Origin of the sequence: Bartonella tamiae Th239 (assembly GCF_000278275.1) — a bacterium.
GTDB lineage: Bacteria > Pseudomonadota > Alphaproteobacteria > Rhizobiales > Rhizobiaceae > Bartonella > Bartonella tamiae.
In genome coordinates this window covers 2,192,237-2,211,139 of record NZ_JH725147.1, presented here as the reverse complement: position 1 = coordinate 2,211,139, position 18,903 = coordinate 2,192,237, and the positions used below count along the sequence as shown (strand labels likewise).

The following is an 18,903-nucleotide window of genomic DNA, read 5'->3' as shown; positions in this document are numbered from 1 at the left end:
CATGAACCTATTTAAATACTTTTAAAAAAGTAAGTGATGCTAGATGTGGTTTGATGGGTGACAATGCACCTATCGGCCCCAATAGTTATGAAATTGCAAAATTATCAGCTGGACTTGTCGTTGCTGCTGTCAAAGCCGTATTAAATGGTGATTTTAAAAATGCTTATGCTTTATCTCGTCCACCAGGACATCATTGCTTTTCAGACCAATCTATGGGATTTTTGCTTTTTGAATAAAATAGCAATTGCTATTGAAAAAGCAAAAAGTGATCAAAACTTAAGGCGCGTTGTTGTGCTTGATTGGGATGTTCATCATGGCAATGGAACACACGCTTTTTGAAAAGCATGGGGCTGTTTTCACGATGTCAATACTTCAGCTAGGCTGCTTTCCCGTTGGCTATAGTGGTGAAGATGACCAAGGCTTGGAAAAAGGCAAAGGCTATAATATGATTATTTAACTTTTTGCTGGTTCTGGTCATAATGAATGGTTGTCGGCATTAAGTGAAATTTTTGTACCAGCTATCCGTCAATTTAAACCAGAATTAAATATCGTTGCCTCTGGTTATGATGCAAATGCTTATGATCCCTTGGCACGAATTTTATTATATAGCGACACATATAGACAAATGACAAAGCTTGTCAGAGATATTGCAGAAGAATTATGTGACAACAAACTGGTTTTAGTACATGAAGGCGGGTATTCTGAATTTTATGTACCTTTTTGTGGCCTTGTAACTATATAAGTTTTATCGGCTTATCGTACAAATGTTGACCATCCATTGGTTGATTCTATTAAAGCATAACAACCTAATAGTACATTTGCAGCACATCATCGCCAACATCTTGACGGTTTAAAGATGCGTTTCAACAAATAATATCTGTAATAAGGCACATTATTTAAAATAATTTGCTCAAACTGCATACACACATATCAACGAATTGATTTTTATATATGATATAATGTTAATTTTGTCTATAAATGAACGCATAAAGGGAACTTTATTTTGGATATTATTAATTATGGAAGATGCGGTTATTAAATTATTTCTTCAATCTTAATCCAAAATAATTAAAGATATTTTGAATAGAGCTCACTTTTTGCAGTGGTTTTAAATTCATCAAAATACTTCCTTTGTTGAGACAAAGAGACGTTTTTTACTGTTTTGCTTTGCCAAGTTCAGGAACATAAATAATCATCACTCAAAACGTATTAATTTTTTTGATCAGTGGGTAAAAAACATAAACTTAAAAAAGTTAATAACGAAATTGCAGCGAATAAAAAAGCTAAGGGTAACCAGTTTGGATCATATTTTTCGGCCATCCAAATACCCAACATAGGGGTGATGCCACCAAAAATCGCACCAGACAGCATGTAACTTAGTGAAATGCCTGTATAACGCATATGAACAGGAAAAGCGCGTGTTATATAAGGTGCAATAACGGCGTAATAAGCTGAAAAAATTGCTGCTGCTACTAAAATAGCGGTCATAATATAAGTAACATCACCTGTTTTTATTAATAGCATCATTGGGAAAGCCCAAACAACACCCAGGGCTGTTGTCACAAGCAGTAATGATTTTTCTGTATATCGGGTTGCAAAATAAGCACCAATTGGAAAGAAGATCAATTCCGTCACGCCAACCCATGCGATAATGTCAAGTATAATGCTTTTTTCAATGCCAATATAGTTGGTTGTATAATTCATCATCAAGGTTGTGATAAAGTAAAAACCCGCGACCGCAAAAATACATGAACCTATTCCGTAAAATAATGTTTGTTTTTTCTTAGCAAAAACCTCTTTTAAAGGCATGTTATCGGAATTTTTTTTATTTTTCATTTCATTCAGCATTTCGGGGCTTTCTTCTACGCCAATGCGAATGATGAATGCAAAAATTAACAAGATACTGCTTAAAAGGAATGGGATTCTCCAGCCCCAACTGTAAAGTTGTTCATTGGTCAAATCCATAATAAAACGAAATGCAAGGGATGCCAAGATCAGCCCGATCGGGCTTCCATATTGAGGGGCGGATGATAAAAAAGTTCGCCATTTTGGAGGGGCATGTTCAGCAGCGATTAAAACGGCACCGCCCCATTCTCCACCAACAGCAATACCTTGGACAACTCGTAATATGATTAAAAGAATACCTGCTGTCATACCAATTGTATGGTAAGTTGGTAACAACCCGATGAGAACTGTCGCACTTCCCATCATCAGTAATGTAATTACCAGACTTTTTTTACGGCCAATTTTGTCACCTAAGTGACCAAAAATGATTGCCCCTATAGGACGTGCAATAAATCCAACAGCGAAAGTGCCTAAAGCGGCAAGCGTGCCGACAAACTTGCTTTGAGAGGTGAAAAAAATCTCACCAAAAATAAGTGCAGCCGCAGTTCCATAAATATAAAAGTCATACCAATCGATAGCTGTGCCAATAAAGGCTGCTGTAGCCGCTCTCACAGGTTGTCTTTTCGTCACAATTTACCCCTTAAATCAATTCAGAAACGCTATATTCAAATATTTTATAAGATTTATATAATAAATTTTTACTATTAACAAAATTTATTTTTAAAAATAACGAAATATATAATGATTTATAGGTTTTTTTATATTTTTTAAAAAAAATATTGTGTTTTAAACTTATTTTACCGAATTATTACATTTATAATTTTTGTTTTGATAAAAATAGTTTATTAGCGTAAGATGCATAAAGTTTTTTGAATAAAAGGGCGTTTTAAGCTACTTGGCGATTGTGTGAAGATATGTTAAAAATCAGATCCCTATCCTAAAAGATAAATAGAAGATGTTATCATAAAAATGTTCTTGTAAAGTGGTTTGATATAAAGTGAAACATTAATTTAAAAATAATCCCTAAATTAAGGTTAAACTGACAAGCAATCATTTGCATGCTTCATTGTCTCTTTATTTGTTTTGAACGTTGTCTTGTAAAAGGTAATTTTGTTATTATTAAATGAATATGGATCTTTTTTAACGATCGCATCATTATGATTTATTCACTTTATTTTTAGAAAAAATGATTGTCTCATAAAAATTTAAAAAATACTCATTATTATGTACTTATGAAAATAGGGAAATTTATGTTTTTAGGTCTTAAATCGGTGTTTTATGGCAGCTAAAAAGAAAGAAAAACCAAAGCGAATACGTGGGAAAAGTGTTGCACCATATTTAAAAAATCAACGAGGTGTAAAAAACTGGAAACAGGTTTCTGATTGGCTTGCTTATCGCAGTATTGAAGATATTGAATGTATCACGCCTGACCAAGCAGGGGTCGCGCGTGGCAAAATGATGCCGTCGAAAAAATTTACGTCTGATACTTCTTTAGCTTTACCCTCAGCCGTTTTTATGGCAACCATCTCAGGTGATTATCCAGAAGACGGCAATGGCTTTGAATATCCTGAAGATGATGGCGATTTGAGGCTTGAGCCTGACTTAACAACCTTAAGCATCGTTCCATGGGAAGATGATCCCACTGCTCAAGTTATTTGTGATCTTGTGTATCAAGATGGACGAAGAGTGGATTTTACACCACGCAATGTTTTGCGTAATGTGGTTGCAGCTTACACAGAATTGGGGTTGAAACCTGTCGTTGCGCCTGAAATTGAATTTTATCTTGTGCAAAAAAATCCTGATCCTGATTATCCGCTTACTCCACCTGTTGGGCGGTCGGGTCGGGCAATAGGTAGCGGACAAGGCTATTCTATTGCAGGAGTTAATGAATTTGACGAGTTGATTGATGATATTTACCATTTTTCTGAAGCGCAAGGATTAGAAATTGATACACTCATTAATGAAGAAGGAGCGGGGCAACTAGAAATAAACTTACGACATGGTGATCCAATTGAATTGGCGGATCAAGTTTTTATGTTTAAGCGTACGATACGCGAGGCCGCGTTGAAACATGATATGTATGCAACTTTCATGGCAAAGCCAATACAGGGGCAGCCAGGATCTGCCATGCATATACATCAATCCATTGTTGATAAAAAAACTGGTGTCAATATTTTTACAAATGAAGATGGCAGTGAAAGTGAAGCGTTTCATCATTTTATTGGTGGATTGCAAAGTCATATGGCGAGTGCTTTGGTCATGCTTGCGCCTTATGTCAATTCGTATCGTCGGCTTATTCCTGATGTATCAGCGCCAGTTAATTTACGTTGGGGTTATGATAACAGAACCACTGCTTTTCGTGTTCCACGTTCTCTTCCACTAGGACGGCGTGTTGAAAATCGTATCCCTTCTTCTGATGCTAATCCTTATTTGGCGCTTGCAGCATCTCTTGCCTGTGGATTGATTGGATTGCGTGAAAAGTTGCAACCTGATGAACCCGCGACACAAACAGTGAATGATGATGAAATTGAATTGCCGCGTGGACTTATTGATGCAGTTTCTCTATTTGAAGAAAATAATGTTTTGCGTTCAGTTTTGGGAGATTCATTTGTAACAACTTATGCGGCGATCAAACGGCAGGAATTTGAAACATTCATGGAAGTGATCAGTCCTTGGGAACGCGAATATTTGCTTTTAAATGTTTAGGAGTGTTCAATGGAACCTCAAAATGTCATTTCTCCTGGCCGGTCTTTTTATGAAGATACAATCAGTAAGCAACCAGCATATGCCTCATTGGTAGACAATAAATCATGTGATATTGCAATTATAGGTGCAGGTTTTACTGGTTTGTCAGCTGCTTACCATTTGGCAAAGACAGGCCTTGACGTTGTTCTTATCGATGCTGCCAAGATTGGAGATGGAGCATCAGGTCGTAATGGCGGGCAATTAGGAACAGGGCTTCGTCAATGGGTAGACACTCTCGAAAAACACTATGGTTATACGCGTACAAAAGCACTTTTTGATCTTTCACAAGAAGCAAAACATGATGTGATAAGTTTCCAAAATGACGTTGAAAATGATGTTGATTTCGTAAAAGGACAATTGTCACTTATTCATAAAAAAAGAGAATTGCGTTCTCATCAAACCCATGTGGAAACGATGGCACGCTATGGTTATCATAGTCTTAGATTTATGGATCAAAACGAAACTTCAGAACGCTTGGGTTCATCGTTTTACCAAGGCGGTATTCGTGACTTGGAAACAGGCCACCTTAATCCTTTGAAATTTGTCATTCATTTGGCTAAAAAAGCATATAAAGTAGGTGCTCATATTTTTGAAAATACATGTGCTGTTTCCTTATCTCACCAAAGTGGCAAATGTATTGTGTCCACAAAAAAAGCTACGATAAAAGCGGATCGCGTTTTATTGGCTTCTAATGCCTATAATTTGGGATTAAATCATTTTATTGATGCGCAGATTGTTGCCATTCGCTCTTATATTGGAGCCACTTCACCGCTTCCAGAAAATAGCACAATTCTCAAAGGCAATGAAGCTGTTGACGATTCTCGCTTTGTTGTACGGTATTTTAGGAAAAGTAAGGATAATCGGCTATTATTTGGTGGTGCTGAAAGTTATGACGACCGTATTCCTCATGATCTTCGTCAGCGCATACAAAAGCAGATTATTGAAATTTATCCTCAATTGCAACAGCTCCCTCTGACACATGCTTGGGGGGGGACGGTTGCCATAACCGTTGAAAGAATGCCTTATATTTGCGAACTTATGCCCAAGGTGACCTATTGTGGTGGATATTCTGGCCATGGTGTCATGCTGGCACCTTTTTTAGGTAAGCTTTATGCCGAAGCGGTTTTAGGAAAAAGAGACCGTTTTGATCAGTTTAAAGAGTTAAAAATTTCAAAATTTCCTGGTGGAAAATCATTGCGACGTCCATTGTTGTTTCTTGCTATGAACTGGTTTGCCATGATGGATCGCTTTTAAGTGCCGCCTTTTTTGAATTTAAGATGAGTATTTGAGAAAATTGATCACTACAATATTTTCATTTTATTTTTTTAGCAAAAAAAATTTATGATAATAATTATAATAACTTTTCAAATTTTACACAGTCATAGTATTTTTTCACTTTCAAAGTGATGATGAAAATATCTGTTGCGACATTTAAACTATTGGGAGATTTGATGGTTTTGGTTTTAGGGGGATAAAGTTACGATCTGCGAAAATTTTATGCTCATATGAGCTGTTGATGAAATATAAACCTTTTTTAGGATGAAAGACTTGTATTTTCATGGCTATTTTATCATCGTTGCACTTTTCTTTGAAGTGAAGAGAATGCGTTAAGTGCTTGTTCACCTCTCTTCTATTCTATATAAAATAAAAAAGCATTAGGGTTTGCAAGAACGCAATAAAAGAATTGGATAGGTTTATGGTCAGTAAAATAATTCCGATACCGGCATTCGATTGTATCGTTTTTGGTGGTGTAGGTGATCTTGCCGAGAGAAAACTGATCCCTGCACTCTATCATCGTCAGCGTAGTGGCCAATTTAGCGAGCCAACGCGGATTATTGCCTCATCACGAACGAAAATGAGTGATGCGGAGTATCGTCATTTTGCGCATGAAGCGATCAAAAAACATGTGAATGATGATGATATTGAAAAGAGTGAAGTCGATCTTTTTTTAAAACGCATACGCTATGTTTCCGTTGATGCAACCTCGGATGAAGGTTGGAAAGATCTGAAACACATTATTCTTGAAGCGCCAACGGATATAAGAGCTTTTTATTTGGCTGTAAGTCCTGCTTTGTTTGGTGATATTGCGCAAAAATTAGGTCAAAATGGCTTGGTTACAAAACAAACACGTATTATTGTTGAAAAGCCTATAGGTCGCGATCTTCAAACTGCAACGCAGTTGAATGATATTTTAGCCAGCGTTTTTACAGAAAAACAAATTTTTCGTATTGACCATTATTTAGGTAAAGAAACTGTTCAAAATTTGATGGCATTGCGGTTTGCCAATGCACTTTATGAGCCTTTATGGAATTCCAATCATATTGATCACGTTCAAATTACGGTGGCTGAATCAGTTGGTTTGGAAGGACGTGCAGGTTATTATAATAATGCAGGCGCTTTACGTGATATGGTGCAAAATCACATGTTGCAGCTATTATGTCTTGTTGCCATGGAGCCACCTCAGTCCAACACTGCTGATGCGGTACGTGATGAGAAATTGAAAGTTCTCCATTCACTCCAACCCATTGATAATAATACCATTTTTCAAGATACCGTGCGAGGCCAATATCTTGCAGGTGCTTCAACGGCGGGGCCTGTTGGTTCTTATCTTGATGATTTAGGACAAGGTGAAAGTAATACAGAAACTTTTGTGGCTTTGAAAGTCAATATTGATAATTGGCGTTGGGCAGGTTCTCCGTTTTATTTGCGAACGGGTAAACGGATGTCTGCGCGTATGTCAGAAATTGTCGTCACATTTAAGCCCATTCCCCATAATATATTTGGGGATGATGCAGGTGAGATTGTTCCAAACCGTCTTGTGATACGTTTGCAACCCGATGAAGGGGTGAAACAATGGTTAATGATTAAAGATCCCGGGCCGGGGGGGATGCGTTTGCGTCATATTCCTCTTGATATGAGTTTTGCTGAATCATTTTCAGGACGCAATCCAGATGCATATGAACGTTTGTTGACAGATGTTGTGCGGGGTAATCAAACGTTGTTTATGCGTCGAGATGAAGTTGAGGCTGCATGGCGATGGGTTGATCCTATTTTGCAAGGCTGGGAGGCAACAAAAATGTCTGTTCAAGGCTATACAGCAGGGACATGGGGGCCTTCTAAATCCATTGCACTTATTGAACGTGATGGACGCACATGGAATGATACGCTTTAAGGAATGATAATGAGCAGTATGGATCTCAACCGTTTAAATTTTGATTCTCCTGCAGCTTTAGCATCTGCATTAGCTGATAGGGTCGCTGCTGAATTAAGTTTAGCAATTGCAGAACGAAAACAAGCTGTTTTAGCCGTTTCTGGTGGTAAGACGCCTGAATTATTTTTTCATTATCTGGCAAAAATTGATATTGATTGGAAAAATATCATTATCACTTTGGTGGATGAGCGTTATGTGCCTGTAACGGATGAACGTTCAAATGAGCGACTTGTCCGTACTCATTTGCTACAACATCATGCTGCGAAAGCGCGTTTTTATGGTCTTTATCATCAGTCAATTACGGCTGAACTTGGCGCGTTTTCAGCGGCAAGCCGCATTAATGGTTTGCCTCAACCTTTTGATGTTGTTATGTTGGGGATGGGGCTTGACGGGCATACAGCTTCTTTTTTTCCTGGTGCATCGCGTTTAAGTCAGGCCATTGATCCCAATTCGCGTGCACTTATTTTACCAATTCAAGCAAAAAATGTCAGTGAACCACGTTTGACATTAACATTGCCTATTATTTGCCATGCACGTTTTATTGCTTTGCAAATTGAAGGCCATGATAAGCGAGAAAAATTTGAAGAAGCATTGCAAGATGGCCCTGAAACAGAAATGCCTATTCGTGCTGTGCTCCACAATGCGCGCCATCCGATTCAAGTGTATTGGTCTCCCACGGAAGGCGATAGAAGTGAACCCCGAGGAGATACGACGCATTTCGATGCAATAACAATCTAAATAAGGTGTTTAATATGGCTCTTTCAGAAAAAATTGCTTCAGTAACAGAACGTATTCGCGAAAGGTCAAAACCCAAACGTGAAGCTTATCTTGACCATATTCACAAAACGATGAGCAATCGTCCGAAACGCAGTTTTTTTGGCTGCGCCAATCAAGCCCATGGCTTTGCCGCTTGCGGACCCGTTGATAAAGAACGTTTAAAAGAAGATGTTGTTGGCAATATTGGCATTATTACGGCTTATAATGATATGCTCTCAGCACATCAACCTTTTGAGACATTTCCTAAATTAATTAAAGATGCAGCGCGTGAGGCTGGTGGCGTCGCACAAGTCGCCAGTGGTGTTCCTGCCATGTGTGATGGTGTCACACAAGGTTATGATGGCATGGAATTATCGCTATTTTCACGCGATGTTATTGCGATGGCAACGGCGGTTGGTTTGTCGCATGATATGTTTGATGCAGCTCTATATCTTGGTATCTGTGATAAAATTGTTCCAGGTCTTGTCATTGGTGCGCTAACATTTGGGCATCTTCCAGGAATTTTTGTTCCAGCAGGTCCTATGACAACTGGACAAGGTAATGATGAAAAAGCAAAAATTCGTCAACTTTATGCAGAAGGTAAAGTTGATCGGCGCGCTCTTTTGGAATCTGAATCACGTTCGTATCATGGGCCTGGAACCTGCACGTTTTATGGCACAGCGAATTCTAATCAAATGATGATGGAAATGATGGGGCTACATATGCCAGGTGCCTCTTTCATCAACCCTAATACACCTTTACGCGATGCATTAACCCGTGAAGCTGCTAAACGTGCTTTGCAAATCACTGCTTTAGGCAATGATTATACACCTGCTGGCGCGATGATTGATGAGCGTTCATTTGTTAATGCTATTGTTGGTTTAAATGCAACAGGGGGGTCAACCAACCATACTATTCACTTAATTGCTATGGCGGCGGCGGCTGGCATTGAATTGACATGGCACGATATTGCTGAAATTTCAGCAAATGTTCCACTTCTTGCGCGTGTTTATCCTAATGGACTTGCGGATGTGAATCATTTTCATGCTGCTGGCGGTATGGGTTTTCTTATTCGAGAATTAATTGAAGCAGGCTTGGTGCATGAAGATGTGCGCACTGTTTTTGGTGAAGGGTTGCATGCTTATGCCAGTGAGCCAAAACTGAACAGTGATGGAACTGTTATACGTGACCCCGCACCAATAAAAAGTGCGGATGAAAAAGTTTTATCAGGTTGGAAAGCACCGTTTCAAGCAGATGGCGGTATCCGTATACTAACAGGGAATTTAGGGTCTTCGATTATTAAAGTCTCTGCTGTAAAGCCTGAGCGTTGGCTTGTTGAAGCACCTGTGCGAGTTTTTAATGATCAATCGGGATTGCAAGAAGCCTTTAAAGCAGGTGAATTAAATGGCAAAGACTTTATTGCTGTTATTCGTTATCAAGGACCAAAAGCAAATGGTATGCCAGAGTTGCATAAACTGACGACAGTACTTGGTGTTTTACAAGATCGTGGTCAAAAAGTTGCACTTGTAACGGATGGACGTATGTCAGGGGCATCAGGAAAAATTCCTGCAGCTATCCATGTGACACCAGAAGCGCTTGATAATGGACTAATCGCACGTATAAAAGACGGTGATATTTTGCGTCTTGATGCCAATAATGGAACGTTAAATTATATTGGCGATGAAGTTGCATTCAATGCTCGAGAAATAGAAAAACCTGATCTTTCTGCCAATGAGAATGGTACGGGGCGTGAATTATTCCGGGCGTTTCGTCAATTTGTGAATCGCGCTGATCAAGGTGCAAGTGTTGTTGTCGGGCATTCTTAAAAAATATAGAGATAGGCTTATAATTATAAGTCTATCTGTATTATAGGCGCGAAAGCACGAGTTTATTTTACCATAAACATTAGATAAGCATGAAACTATAATCCATTGTATCGTAAAAATTGACTATAGCATAGTGTTAAGCTTTTGTGTTTATCATCATGTAACGATTATCGGTGAAAAATAAACTGATCGGCGAAGTTAGAAAAATTTGAATGATAAATAGTTTTATAAACTATCGTCTTTATACGATATAATCAAATCAACGCTCTTTATCTAAAAAAGTACCAGCATTCAAAACGAATCTGACTATAGTATTCAAAGTGAAATGATTGTTTTAAAAGAAAACATTATAGCTAATATTCCAAGTCGTTAAAGGTGAGAGCTTACTCTTTTTTACATAAAATATTTTAAGAGCGCGACCTTTTCTTATAGAAATTATGTTTTTTAAAACTTTGGACATTCTAAACCATGAGCGAGACATGCCGCTTTAAGCGTATTGGCCATAAGCATAGCAATGGTCATTGGTCCAACGCCGCCTGGAACAGGTGTAATACTTGCCGCAACTTTTTCAGCGTCTTCATAGTCGACATCGCCCACCAATCGAGTTTTTCCTTTACCCTTTTCAGGAGCAGGAATACGACTGATACCAACATCAATAACTGTTGCACCAGGCTTAATCCAATCGCCTTTGATCATTTTGGGTTGACCAACTGCTGCAACCAAAATATCAGCACTTCGACATACATCGTCAATATCACGGGTGCGGCTATGAGCAATGGTAACAGTTGCATTGGCTGCCAGTAAAAGAGCGGCAATCGGTTTGCCGACAATATTTGAACGACCGACAATGACCGCATCTTTGCCAGATAAATCTTGCCCTAAACGGGAAGTGATCATAATCATCGCGCCTGCTGGTGTGCATGGCACAAATGCATCTGCAATGGCACCTGTCGCTAGTTTTCCAGCGTTGATATAATGAAAACCGTCTACATCTTTATCAGGTGAAATTGTTTGAATAATGTGATCGCTATTCATATGGGAAGGTAAAGGTAGTTGTACCAAAATTCCATGTATGGTTTTATCCTGATTAAGCGTTTCGATAAGCGCTAATAAGTCATTTTCGCTGGTGTCTCTAGACAGACTATGTTTTAGAGAAAGAAATCCGCATTCTTTTGCTCTTTTTTCTTTTGAGGCAACATAGACTTGGCTTGCAGGATCTTCCCCGACAATTATAACAGCAATGCCCGGCTGAATTTTATGGTTTTTATTTAAAAGCGCGGTTTCACTTTTTACTTTTGCAAGAATATCGCCAGAAATTTTTTTACCATCAATCACATCAACCATTGAGTGTTCCTTTTTCAAAGATCATTCTTTTTATAACATTTTGCGATATTTCAACACTATTGAAAAGGATTATAAGCTCCATACACAAGATAATGAGGAACACGCCAGTTTAGAAGGGATATAATTTGGGTTTTGTGCTATCATGTTACGTAATGAGGAAGAGAAAAATTTTTGATTTTGATCAATTGTAAACATGACTTTTATCATTTAAATACGTCAATAAAATTTTATAATATCGGATCCTGCTTTTAAGGAAATAAATTTTTTTAAAGACTTGGTCATTTAGTGACGCTTAAATATTTTCACTCTGTTTATATTAAGCAAAAAGCCAGCCAATCAATGGTGCTATAAAAACATTGACAATCCCAACCATGACCATAACAAGACCAGCAATGGAGCCTTCTTCTTGGCCAATTTGGTGCGCACGTGCAACACCTGCTCCATGCGCCCCCATACCTAAAAGAGCACCGCGGGCAAGTGAAGAGCGAAGGGGCATATATTTCATAATCATTTCGCCTAAAGCAACACCAAACACACCTGTTAAAACAACAAAGATTGCAGTTAAATCAGGTATGCCACCAATCTCATCTGAAACAGTCATAGCAAAGGGAGTGCTTATTGAACGTGGCAGCAAACTTAAACGCATAGTATCATCTAAGTGCAATAACGTGGCAAGACCCCATGCAGAAAGCATGGATGCGGTTGAACCAACAATAATACCAATAGCTAAAAGCGGCCAGTGTTTTCGTATCGTTTGACGTTGTTGCCAAATCGGGATGGCAAAAGCAACTGTGACAGGACCTAAAATAGCTAACAACCATTGCGTTGCACCGATATAATGTGCATAATCCCCCTGAAAACTGATCACAACAATCATGACCAAAAGGGGTGTCACCGCCAGTGGTGTGAGCCACCAGTAAGGAAAACGCTTATAAAAAAATTTTGCAACGAGATAAAGCCCTATTGTTGTGGCCGACCAAAAAACAGTTTGCACGATTGGATTGGTAAAAAAATCAGTTTTGTCCATCATGGTGAATCATCCAACGGTAGCAAAGATCAATCGTTAAAGCCGTGATACTCATGACGATCAATGTGCCACCAAGAATAACAACAAGAATTTTTATGCCTAAAAAACCGATAAGCTCTTTATGATTTAAGAGTGCTAATACAGCAGGCACAAAAAATAATAACATTTCAGCCAGCAACCATTCAGCGCCACGCTTCATGCTTGAAAGACTTAATTTTCCGCTCGCTAAAAGAAGAAGTACAATTCCCATTCCGATAATTCCACCAGGAATGGGAAGGACAAATAAACGTGAAATAGATTCACCCAATAGCCAAAACACGCCAATAACCGCCATTTGTGCGAGCATATAATGATGCAGAAATGCTTGAGTTTGGTGGGTTAATTTGTTTAACATCGTAACAACTCCTATGAAATATTAAATAGGAGACGTTTTATAATTCGTAAAATGAATTGATTTCATTCTAACTATTCTTTATAAGCATATTATGCAAATTAGAGCCTTTCAAGCGTTTGTTGAGATTATGCGACAGAATGGATTTTCTGCGGCAGCAAAAACTTTGCATGCAACACAGTCAACCATAAGTAAGTCACTCGCTCAGCTAGAAAGCTATTATGGTGCGCGGCTTATTCATAGAGGAAAAGGGGCTCTTCAGTTAACTTCTGAAGGCGAATATGTTTATTGTCATGCACTTCATATTCTTGCAGAACAAGAAGCGATTAAGCGTGATCTTGATGAATTGAAAGGGTTGAAGAAAGGTGTTTTAAAAATAGGTTTGCCTCCAATTGGCAGTTCAGAATTATTTGCACCTGTTTTGGCTCGTTATACAAAAGCGTATCCAAAAATTGAGATCCAAATTGTTGAACATGGCAGTAAAAAATTAGAAGAACTCGTTAAGCTTGGTGAAATAGAGTTGGCTGCTTCTCTTTTTCCAGTTGCTGAAGGATTTGGCTATCAAGATGTGCGCAATGAACCTGTGGTTGCTCTTATGCCGAATACTTTGGCAAAGGGCCGTAAGGCTTTAAGTGCAGTGGAAATTGCGCATTATCCATTTGTTTTGTTTGAAAGCCAATTTGCTTTAACACCCATAGTGTTAGAAGCGTTTCAAAAGAAAGAATTAAAAACAGATGTCTCTGCGCGTACCAGTCAGATTGACTTTCTTTTTGGTTTGATTGCAGCGGGTATGGGGATTGGTTTTTTGCCTCGCATGATTGCACAAAAGCGTGTTAGCGATGATGTCTGTATGGTTGAAATAAGCGATATAAATATAGCTTGGCACATGGCTTTAATATGGCGCGATCAAAAACAATTGTCGCATGCCGCAACACAATGGTTAAAATTGTCAGAAACTTTCCGCGATCATAGTTAAGCATAATTCCAATTATTTTGATTGATGGTGTCTCATAATAACAATGATGTGATTATTTTTGTGCATTTTGTCTAAAATAACGACTTACCAAAGACTTAAAGCGAGGCTAAAGAAAAGTCTTTTATATTAAAAGGTTATTTGAGCGTGGACATTGATTATGTCATTACATGGGTGGATGGCGGTGATCCAAACCATATTGCGGCGCGACAACATTATAAGGCGCTTGGCAAAAAAACGCATTATGAATCATTTTCATCAGAACGTTATATAGATAATGGTGAAATTTATTATCATCTGGCTTCATTATTAAAATATGCGCCTTTTATTCGTCGTGTATTTTTGGTTACAGATCATCAAATCTCACTTTATCTTGAAGATTTTTTTAATGACAAACTATGTGACCGTTCATTCATTCAAGTAATTAGTCATGATGAGGTATTTGATGGCTTGCCAGTAATTCGTCCCAGTTTTAATGCGCGCGCCATTGAATCAACCTTATGGCGGATTAAAGATCTTTCAGAATATTTTATTTATGCCAATGACGATTTTTTTTTAAATGCTTCGATCGAAAAAGAAATTTTTTTTGATCATGCTCGACCTGTCTTATCAGGAAAATGGCAAAAATCTGAAACAAAACGGTTTAAATATCGGTGTAAAAAATTTATGGAACATATATCGCCTTATCGATATGTGCGACCAAACCATGCATTGTCACAGTCTAAAGAAGCATTTCTTGCAGGTGTTGAAGGTGACTATTTTAATGTGCATCACATGCCGCATCCTCTTCGTCGTTCCCTTTTAAAAAAATATTTTGATGATCATCCAGACCTGTTAAATAAACAAGTTTCCTATCGCTATCGTGATATTGAACAATTTAATCTGGTTGCTCTTGCTAATAATTTAGAAATTCTAAATGATCATGCAAAAATAGAAAAAATTCACGATTTCGCTTATGTTGATTATGTAAAGCCTAAACAAATTGATACGGCCTTAAATATGATCAAAAATGATTGTGCAACATTTGGTTGTATTCAAGGATTTGAATGTTTTGAAGTTGATACACGAAAGAAGATTCATCGTATTCTTATTGAAAAATTTCGCAAACAACTTCCCCAATCCGTTATTTCTATGGTAGAAAGTAAACTCAATTTATAGATTTGAAGAGCGAAAATGTTTTTGCCACAATTTATCATTTTGCTTTAAAATTGAAAGTGATAAAAAATCGAAAACAATAGAATTGAAATGAATAATATTAAGGCATTTATCATTCATCTTGAACAAGCAAAAGAACGGCATGAGAATGTAAAAAATCTTATGCAGGCTCTGCCCTGTGAAACAGAAATTGTGAAAGCAATTGATCGACAACAAATTGATCAACAAATACTTGATACTCATTATCAACGGTTTCTTTATCGCCCATATTATCCTTTTAAACTGACACAGAATGAAATTGCTTGTTTTTTATCTCATCGTAAAGCTTGGCAAAAAATTGTTGATGACGATGTTGATGCAGGGCTCGTTTTTGAAGATGATGTGGCTTTGAATGAAAATTTTTTCTTACTATTATCCTTTTTAAAAAAACATGCAGACGTCTCAAGCTATATAAGGTTGCCTTTTCGAGAAAGAGAAGAAGGCAAATTGGTTGCCGTTTCTGATAAAATGTCATTGATTAAACCAATGGAAGTAGGGCTTGGTCAGGTTGCACAATTGATTGGACGAGAGGCAGCCAAAAAAATGTTAAAAGCGACACAACAATTTGATCGTCCTGTGGACACAACACTTCAGCTTTATTGGCAGACCCACGTAAGACCGCTGGTTGCTTTACCTCCATTTGTGCAAGAAATATCAGCAAGGCTTGGTGGATCAACATTGAAACAAAAACGAAATATCTTCACGCGTTTTTATCGTGAAATCGCGCGACCTTATTATCGCTTTCGTCTTAAATCTTTATCTCGCAGGCAGGACGACTAATATGGCTGTCCCAATACTTCTGTATCATCATATTGGCATACCACCAAAATCGGGAACACCTTCACGTTCGAATTATGTCACAATAAAAAACTTTGAAAAACAAATGCGTTGGTTGCATCGTTTAGGGATTAGAGGACTTTCATTAAAAGAAGCTATTCCTTATATTTACAAGCAAAAAAAAGGTAAAGTGGCAGCGATCACGTTTGATGATGGTTTTTTATCTGTTTATGACTACGCAATGCCTATTCTAAATCGATTCCATTTTACGGCGACAAATTTTTTTGTGGTGAACCGTCTTGGCCTTGATAATTCTTGGGATGATAAAAAAGCTCAACGTGAAAAAATTATGACAGTAAAGCAAATGCGTGATTGGGCAGCACATGGGCATGAAGTGGGAAGTCATACACTTGATCATATTCATCTTACAAAAATTAAGACGGATCAAGCATATGAGCAAATTGTGCAATCAAAAATAATGCTTGAAAATATCCTTGGCCACTCCATACATTCCTTTGCCTATCCCTATGGTGATGAAAATAGAGAACTCCACAAAATTGTTGAAAAAAGTGCTTATGACTTTGCCGTAACGACACAAAAAGGTCGTGCTCAAGGATGTGAAGGATATTATGAATTGCCGCGCTACAGTATAAGGCGCAACGATACTATTTTTCATTTTTTAGCAAAAGTTCTTTGGCGCTGACAGCCCATTGGTTTTAATGATGCAATAAAACTTGTTTGATTGTGTAAAATCAATTAAAAAAAAGCCGGGTTTATACCCGGCCAAAATTTAAACAAGGGCACTTCAGAAACAAGCTTTTGCAAGATGCCGAAATGTGATTTGACTCTATCATTTTATGGTTAATAAAGAATTAAGGAAAAACGTGTCTCGCTTGATTTTAAAAATACTGTTAGGTTTTTTTATCATCGTCCTATTAAGTGTTACGGCGATTGCCATAGCATTGCCTTATCTTGTTTCGACAGATGCTATTCGTGTGCGTCTTGCTCAGGAATTAAGTACGTGGACAGGGTATAATGTGCAATTGCGTAAAGCGCCTCATTTAACGCTTTTTCCAACACCACGTGCATCTCTTTCAGGTGTTACTTTAACGCCGATGCTCAATGATGCGTCTCCCTTAATGGAAGCTGAATGTATTGAAGTCAATTTGTCACTTTTTGATGCGCTTTTGGGCCGTGTTTCTTTTTCTGAAACGCGAATTATCCGTCCTCATTTTGTCATGGAAGAGCCGATAAAAACAGTGGCTGAGTTTTTTAATACTATGTCACAATCACAAGGATCTTTTGGTTTAGCGGTTCGTGAAGCACAAAATCTGGTTGATAATGATCCCAATCATCCAGACATCAAAAAACTTTTAAATCAGCCCTTTGGTAAAATTACGGTTCAAGATGGTGATGTACTTTATCGCAAAATCGTTGGCGGAATGGCAGAAAAAATAACAGGCTTAAATGCTACACTTGAATGGCCAGAATCTAATAGAGCTGCAAGCTTTCAAGCTAATGCACGTTGGCGTGGACAGTTGACGGAGTTGCGTCTTGATGCGGCGCAGGCACTGTTATTGCTTGCAGGCGGTACAAGTGATGTTCGTGCCAGTTTGAATTCTGTTCGTGGAGGTGTCACCTTTAGCGGAAAAGCCACAATGAAAGACAATTTTTATCTTGATGGACAAATTTGGGCGCGCTCGCCAGGATGGGATAAAACTATGGATTGGCTTGGTGAATCCCAAATCCTGGGACAAAGTATAAAAGCACCAGTTGTTTGGGAATCTGGTTTTGTCGCCCAGCCAGGGCGTGCGCAGTTTAATGATGTGCTTTTCAATTTAGGAGAGGATAGCGCGCGTGGTGCATTAGATGTGGATTATCAACAAGAAAAACCCTCTTTAACTGGGTCTTTGGCGTTTGAAAGCTTGGATTTAAATAAGCTTGTAATGATTTTTTTTCCTGATGATGAGGGTGGAGATAATCTTGATTTAAGTCTGCTTGATCAAGTGAGTGTTGATGTTCGTGTTTCAGCACCAAAAGCAATGGTTGGGGCTGTCGATATGAACAATATTGCTGCTTCTATACAGATTAAAAATGGAAATGGAATTTTTGATCTTGGCAATGCCAGTGCTTTTGATGGATCATTGCAAAGTAATATTCAAATAAATCGTCAAGGTGAAAATGTTGCGATAGAGGGACGTGTTTCTGGTGCTGGAATTGATATAGATTTATTAGCAAAAGCTATGAAGGCGACCTCATTCATTCATGCAAAAACAGGCCTTATCTTGACCTTTAATGCACCTTTTAGTCGTTGGTCAGCTGTTGAAAATAACATCACTGGGCATATAACGTTAAATATGCTTCAGGGAAGTCTTGATGGATATTATTTTAATGATCCTAGTACACTTTTTAAGGAAAAAGATGGTGATGAAACTTTGACACTTGCACGCGCAGAAAATGTTGAAACACAATTTGATCGTTGGGATATCGAAGCTGATTTTGCGAAAGATACCTTAAATCTTGATAAATCACTTATGCGCTTTGGAGAGTGGACTCTTGTTAGTCAAGGAACGATTAGCAGGCAACGTAAGGAAAAAGTGCATAATAATTATGATGTACAGCTATCTTCTATGTTAGCAAAAACACACTATTCAGAAAATTTTTGTCCTGATACGCTTTGCTTAAAAGAGAGTTTACAACGCCCATTTCGTTTTTTAATCAAGGGTCATCTTCTTGACAATGAAAAGCAATCATCAAAGGACGATGCAGTAAACGAATAAAATGATAGTATCCAATTACAGTGATGATTTCTCA

Annotated in this window: 17 protein-coding genes and 1 pseudogene; 14 read left to right on the top strand and 4 right to left on the bottom strand. The window is 38.0% G+C overall.

What is annotated here, in order from left to right; translation table 11 throughout:
* Window positions 1-53: 53 nt before the first annotated feature.
* The 4 genes and pseudogenes from ME5_RS09900 to ME5_RS09895 form a co-directional block, all read left to right on the top strand.
* Window positions 54-236: a hypothetical protein gene (locus ME5_RS09900; RefSeq protein WP_008040707.1), complete on the top strand. Its 183-nt coding sequence runs from the start codon at window positions 54-56 to the stop codon at window positions 234-236.
* Window positions 229-339: a hypothetical protein gene (locus ME5_RS10695; protein WP_196793530.1), complete on the top strand. Its 111-nt coding sequence runs from the start codon at window positions 229-231 to the stop codon at window positions 337-339. The genes ME5_RS09900 and ME5_RS10695 overlap by 8 nt, the downstream gene beginning before the upstream one ends.
* The gene (locus tag ME5_RS10690) at window positions 314-457 is read left to right on the top strand and encodes a hypothetical protein (RefSeq protein ID WP_008040700.1); all 144 of its coding nucleotides are present in this window, start codon (window positions 314-316) and stop codon (window positions 455-457) included. The genes ME5_RS10695 and ME5_RS10690 overlap by 26 nt, the downstream gene beginning before the upstream one ends.
* Window positions 458-475: 18 nt before the next feature.
* Window positions 476-742: pseudogene (locus ME5_RS09895) on the top strand (class II histone deacetylase); the annotation flags it as partial.
* A gap of 467 nt (window positions 743-1,209) precedes the next feature.
* Here the strand turns inward: ME5_RS09895 and ME5_RS09890 are convergent.
* On the bottom strand, window positions 1,210-2,475 hold the full coding sequence (locus tag ME5_RS09890; protein WP_008040697.1) for an MFS transporter: 1,266 nt from the start codon (window positions 2,473-2,475) through the stop codon (window positions 1,210-1,212).
* Between the two features lie 648 nt (window positions 2,476-3,123).
* Between ME5_RS09890 and ME5_RS09885 the strand changes: the two genes are divergently transcribed.
* The 5 genes from ME5_RS09885 (at window position 3,124) to edd (ending at window position 10,383) form a co-directional block, all read left to right on the top strand.
* A complete protein-coding gene (locus ME5_RS09885; protein ID WP_008040696.1) occupies window positions 3,124-4,551 on the top strand; it encodes a glutamine synthetase family protein in 1,428 nt (475 codons plus the stop codon).
* A gap of 9 nt (window positions 4,552-4,560) precedes the next feature.
* A complete protein-coding gene (locus ME5_RS09880; protein ID WP_008040695.1) occupies window positions 4,561-5,844 on the top strand; it encodes an NAD(P)/FAD-dependent oxidoreductase in 1,284 nt (427 codons plus the stop codon).
* Between the two features lie 442 nt (window positions 5,845-6,286).
* Window positions 6,287-7,762: a glucose-6-phosphate dehydrogenase gene (zwf, locus tag ME5_RS09875; protein WP_008040693.1), complete on the top strand. Its 1,476-nt coding sequence runs from the start codon at window positions 6,287-6,289 to the stop codon at window positions 7,760-7,762.
* 9 nt (window positions 7,763-7,771) lie between these two features.
* On the top strand, window positions 7,772-8,539 hold the full coding sequence (gene pgl, locus ME5_RS09870; protein ID WP_008040692.1) for a 6-phosphogluconolactonase: 768 nt from the start codon (window positions 7,772-7,774) through the stop codon (window positions 8,537-8,539).
* 14 nt (window positions 8,540-8,553) lie between these two features.
* The gene (gene edd, locus ME5_RS09865) at window positions 8,554-10,383 is read left to right on the top strand and encodes a phosphogluconate dehydratase (protein ID WP_008040690.1); all 1,830 of its coding nucleotides are present in this window, start codon (window positions 8,554-8,556) and stop codon (window positions 10,381-10,383) included.
* A 444-nt stretch (window positions 10,384-10,827) separates the two neighbouring features.
* Here the strand turns inward: edd and folD are convergent, their stop codons facing one another.
* From folD to ME5_RS09850, 3 genes are all read right to left on the bottom strand, one after another.
* Window positions 10,828-11,727 carry a bifunctional methylenetetrahydrofolate dehydrogenase/methenyltetrahydrofolate cyclohydrolase FolD gene (gene folD / locus ME5_RS09860; RefSeq protein ID WP_008040688.1) on the bottom strand — a complete coding sequence of 300 codons (900 nt, stop codon included), beginning with the start codon at window positions 11,725-11,727 and terminating at the stop codon, window positions 10,828-10,830.
* A 316-nt stretch (window positions 11,728-12,043) separates the two neighbouring features.
* Window positions 12,044-12,757, bottom strand: a complete 714-nt coding sequence (locus ME5_RS09855; protein WP_008040684.1) for an LrgB family protein — start codon at window positions 12,755-12,757, stop codon at window positions 12,044-12,046.
* Window positions 12,741-13,148 (bottom strand): CidA/LrgA family protein, encoded by a 408-nt coding sequence (locus ME5_RS09850; protein WP_008040683.1) that lies wholly within the window; start codon window positions 13,146-13,148, stop codon window positions 12,741-12,743. The genes ME5_RS09855 and ME5_RS09850 overlap by 17 nt, the downstream gene beginning before the upstream one ends.
* A gap of 91 nt (window positions 13,149-13,239) precedes the next feature.
* Between ME5_RS09850 and ME5_RS09845 the strand changes: the two genes are divergently transcribed.
* The 5 genes from ME5_RS09845 to ME5_RS09825 all read left to right on the top strand — a co-directional run bounded on the left by ME5_RS09845 (window position 13,240) and on the right by ME5_RS09825 (window position 18,869).
* A complete protein-coding gene (locus tag ME5_RS09845; protein WP_008040682.1) occupies window positions 13,240-14,121 on the top strand; it encodes a LysR family transcriptional regulator in 882 nt (293 codons plus the stop codon).
* Between the two features lie 144 nt (window positions 14,122-14,265).
* Window positions 14,266-15,276: a Stealth CR1 domain-containing protein gene (locus ME5_RS09840; protein WP_008040681.1), complete on the top strand. Its 1,011-nt coding sequence runs from the start codon at window positions 14,266-14,268 to the stop codon at window positions 15,274-15,276.
* A gap of 87 nt (window positions 15,277-15,363) precedes the next feature.
* Entirely contained in the window at window positions 15,364-16,092 is a 729-nt protein-coding gene (locus ME5_RS09835) for a glycosyltransferase family 25 protein (RefSeq protein ID WP_008040680.1), read from the top strand.
* Between the two features lies 1 nt (window position 16,093).
* Complete coding sequence (locus tag ME5_RS09830; protein ID WP_008040679.1) at window positions 16,094-16,792, top strand: polysaccharide deacetylase family protein; 699 nt, start codon at window positions 16,094-16,096, stop codon at window positions 16,790-16,792.
* A gap of 181 nt (window positions 16,793-16,973) precedes the next feature.
* Window positions 16,974-18,869: an AsmA family protein gene (locus ME5_RS09825; RefSeq protein WP_008040672.1), complete on the top strand. Its 1,896-nt coding sequence runs from the start codon at window positions 16,974-16,976 to the stop codon at window positions 18,867-18,869.
* The last annotated feature ends 34 nt before the right edge of the window (window positions 18,870-18,903 follow it).